Source organism: Pseudomonas sp. P20 (assembly GCF_016463925.1).
GTDB lineage: Bacteria > Pseudomonadota > Gammaproteobacteria > Pseudomonadales > Pseudomonadaceae > Pseudomonas > Pseudomonas aeruginosa.
The window spans coordinates 1-624 of the sequence record NZ_JAEMVM010000038.1 but is presented as its reverse complement, the minus strand read 5'-3'; the positions used below and the strand labels follow the sequence as shown (position 1 = coordinate 624).

1 pseudogene is annotated in these 624 nt (G+C 64.4%); it reads right to left on the bottom strand.

Annotated elements, in window-relative coordinates:
- Positions 1-624, bottom strand: a pseudogene (locus JHD77_RS30150) (DEAD/DEAH box helicase); the annotation flags it as partial.

Sequence of the window (624 nt, the reverse complement as noted above, 5' to 3'; positions counted from 1 at the left end):
GTCGCCGAAGATCGCTGGCACGAAGGCCAGTGTGTCCCGGGTTCGCGGATGCTTGACGATCTCCGGTCGGAAACAGCAGTCCGGCCAAGCCAGCAGCACGTTGAGGACCACGCCCAGGAGCGTGGTATCTCGTCGCGCCAGAGCCTGGCGGAGCTCCGCTGTCAGCGTGGCCGCCAGGCGCTGATAGGCCGAAGCCTGATCAGGCGCCATAGGCACGTCGACGAACTCCTCCTGGTAGTCGGGCAGTACGTTGCCACCGATATCCTTGAGCTTCAGGAACACGGTGAACGGCAATACGAAGCGGTGGATGCCCTTCGGGCCGAAGCCGGGAGCCTTTACCGTGCGTACCGAGAGCTTCTTGCCCCGGGCTGTCTTGTGCGAGTCACCATCGCGTTCGGTGTAGATGTCCTTGAGCACGCCGTGGTCGCGCATGAACGACATGGCTGCTGGAGCCATGCTGCCACGCGCGTTGGGCCGGTAGCCGTCCTCGATCATGCGCTGGGTGAGGATGCGGAACAGGAGGTAGAACAGGTCGTCGGCGTAGCCGCCCATGAGCGTTCCGGTCAGCAGCACGGTTTTCCGTGCCTTGGCTGCGAGAACGCCCATGGCCTGGCCCTGGGCCGA